Origin of the sequence: Photorhabdus tasmaniensis, assembly GCF_011189505.1 — a bacterium.
GTDB lineage: Bacteria > Pseudomonadota > Gammaproteobacteria > Enterobacterales > Enterobacteriaceae > Photorhabdus > Photorhabdus tasmaniensis.
This window is the reverse complement of sequence record NZ_PUJU01000128.1, coordinates 1-2,165: the sequence shown is the minus strand read 5'-3', so window position 1 is coordinate 2,165 and position 2,165 is coordinate 1. Positions and strand designations below refer to the sequence as shown.

The following is a 2,165-nucleotide window of genomic DNA, read 5'->3' as shown; positions in this document are numbered from 1 at the left end:
TCATTTTGGTTATTTATTGATACGCAGATAAGTCCGATTTTTACCAGATTGAATCCCGTTTAATGCTTTAACAGTCTGCCTTGGCAAAGAATAATGTCAGTTAATCAACTACGGAAAATGTTGGTTTAGTGGAAACGGTGGAATTGGCGAAAAATGCGGTGCCGAGTAGTCGGAAAATTAATGGGAAGGTGCTGAGTGGGGATGTCAGTTTGAATGCCGGGGATGTGGGGGCGTTTCCCGATTTCCGTTCATATGTGTCAGATAACAGCAGATTCTCTGATACACGAGAATCTGGCATATATTGCGTTGCTATAGATAATCCCAATTCTGTAACTGACTTACCCGCTTATAACGGAAGTAAGATTTACGCATATGGATTTCTTTCTGTATTTAAGAGCAATGATCAGAGAATTCATCAAACATATTATTCCCATCAGGGCGATATTGCGACAAGACAGACATGGGATGGGCCTGAACGATATAAGCCCTGGACGACTCAATATAGCACAGCAAATCCGGCGATTCCCGTTGGAGTCCCGCTTCCGTATCCTCACAGATACACGCCCGTTGGCTATCTCACGTGCAACGGCCAGACCTTTGATAAATCGTTATACCCAATGTTAGCGAAAGCTTACCCTGGAGGTAACGTACCTGATTTAAGAGGCGAATTTATTCGTGGTTGGGATGATGGTAGAGGGGTAGATCGGGGGCGTGTGTGTGGGTCGTGGCAGGAAGATGCGCTGCAAAACATCACGGGCGGTTTTCAAGCGAGACTAATGGACGGCTATTCACAGTTCGAAAATTTTGACGGTGCTCTTAATGCGACACGCAATTCAAGTAGTGGGCTGTATGCATGTTATCCATCTAACAAACAAGGAGCAGACATTGTAACATTTGACGCATCTCGCGTTGCACGTACTGCAAACGAAACCCGTCCCCGGAACATCGCATTTAACTACATAGTGAGAGCAGCATAATGACAGAACAAAAATATTCTTTAGACCATGAAACCGCCGTATTGGGTAAAGATGGATTAGCTATTCAGGCCGGATGGATAAAGGTTTATCACTCTAATCAAATCACACGAGAATTCACGAGCTCTGATATTGAATACGTGATGCTGGGTGTCAGTCTATCAGCTGGTGCTTATTCTGATGCTCCTGAGTTACCGAAATCTGATGATGAGGCGGTTTGTCGCAGTGCAGATAAACTCTGTTGGGAAATCCTCCCTGACTATCGTGGAAAAATCGCTTACGACACGCAAACCCGCGCTCCGACTGAAATCACTGAAATCGGTGAGTTACCGGGTACGCTGACATTCAAAAAACCACCCACTGATTTTGACAAGTGGAACGGTAAAGAATGGGTAGTAGATAAAGACCTTCTCAAATCGCATCAGATTGATGAAGCCAAGCAACAGCAAGCAGCACTGTTACAGCAAGCCAATGAAACACTGTCTCTATTGCAAGACTCGGTTGACTTAGAGGTTGCGACAGACTCAGAGAAAGCCGCTCTGCTTGAGTGGAAGAAATACCGGGTGTTACTCACTCGTGTAGATGTGAATCAAGCACCTGATGTGCAATGGCCGGAGATACCTAAGTAAGCAAGAACGAAGCCGGTTAGCCCGGCTTTATTCCTTCCTCATCCCCAACTTAATCACTCCATAGGCTTTTCAGACCAGTTAATATCTGGCGCTGATGAAACATCAATCCGATTGAGTAATACCCGGTATTTTTTCCATTCAAGCAACAACCCTTTCTCTTCCTCTGATTCCATTCCAGTATCTGCGCTATATTGCAGCGGTGCAATTTTTTGAATAACCTCCATTATCTGTGAAAGTTTTGCAAAACCTTTTCCCTTTCTTTCTTCTATTAATCTTCTGTATTTTATGTATTTTTTTTCATTTCTTGCTTTCCATTTCGGTCTTGCATTGATCTGGCGGGAAGCTAAAAATATACTTTTAAAACATGCTGTTAAACAGCAAGTTATTACAGCTCTGACGCTGTGATTGAGCACAAAATTTATTGCAAAATTTTTGAGATCTAAATCGGGTAAGCGGGAACGATGTAGTGCCGTTTTTGCCGCGTGCATGATCCCGTCTGTAGATGCTGTTAATTCACCTATTGGTTAAATTAACCTTTGATTTAAATTCATCTTTGAGTTAA

3 protein-coding genes are annotated in these 2,165 nt (G+C 43.2%); 2 read left to right on the top strand and 1 reads right to left on the bottom strand.

Going from position 1 to position 2,165, the window contains the following annotated elements:
- Positions 1-128 precede the first annotated feature (128 nt).
- Together C5471_RS23060 and C5471_RS23055 are read left to right on the top strand one after the other, a co-directional pair.
- Complete coding sequence (locus C5471_RS23060; protein ID WP_133812488.1) at positions 129-977, top strand: tail fiber protein; 849 nt, start codon at positions 129-131, stop codon at positions 975-977.
- Positions 977-1,603 carry a tail fiber assembly protein gene (locus tag C5471_RS23055; protein WP_133812489.1) on the top strand — a complete coding sequence of 209 codons (627 nt, stop codon included), beginning with the start codon at positions 977-979 and terminating at the stop codon, positions 1,601-1,603. Before C5471_RS23060 ends, C5471_RS23055 begins: the two co-directional genes overlap by 1 nt.
- 53 nt (positions 1,604-1,656) lie before the next feature.
- Here C5471_RS23055 and C5471_RS23050 read toward each other — a convergent pair whose 3' ends face one another.
- Complete coding sequence (locus C5471_RS23050) at positions 1,657-2,091, bottom strand: tail fiber assembly protein (protein WP_133812490.1); 435 nt, start codon at positions 2,089-2,091, stop codon at positions 1,657-1,659.
- Positions 2,092-2,165 lie beyond the last annotated feature (74 nt).